Genomic DNA, 502 nt, shown 5'->3' with positions numbered 1-502 from the left:
GCCTATAACCCCTATTCTACCGTTACTTAGGTGTTACTCAAAACCGTAGTAGGATCCATCAATCTGTAGCCATAAAATAACCCCTAGGGGTTTAATCTAGGGGTATTGGCTTATAGGGTTGTAACGGGTAGATTAATCTATCTGATATAGCATAAGACAGAAAAGTTAGGACGTATAATGGCAAGGATATCTACAGAAGACCCAACATGCCAGCCCCCTACAGTTACGACCTTAGACAAAAAGTTATCAATGCAATTGAACTATACGGTATGTCCAAAACCAAAGCCAGTCAATTTTTCCATCTCAGCCGGAACACTATCAATCTCTGGCTCCAAAGAAAAGAACACACCGGAGACTTCCTCCCTAAACCTAATCGCCCACCTGGTCATAACCACCAAATTACCGACTGGCACAAATTCAAGGCTTTTGCCCAAGAGCATAGCCACCAAACCTCCGCTCAAATGGCTCAACTTTGGGATGACGACATCTCTCCTCGCACCAT

At 43.8% G+C, this 502-nt stretch carries 1 protein-coding gene; it reads left to right on the top strand.

Going from position 1 to position 502, the window contains the following annotated elements; genetic code table 11:
- Positions 1–206: 206 nt before the first annotated feature.
- Positions 207–502: IS630 transposase-related protein (locus tag P5683_RS25765; RefSeq protein ID WP_315648831.1), on the top strand; the 296-nt coding region annotated here is incomplete at its 3' end.

The organism is Limnospira sp. PMC 1279.21, from assembly GCF_032349615.1.
Lineage (GTDB): Bacteria > Cyanobacteriota > Cyanobacteriia > Cyanobacteriales > Microcoleaceae > Limnospira > Limnospira fusiformis.
Note: the sequence above shows the minus strand (reverse complement) of the source record. Positions and strands in the feature narration are given on the sequence as shown.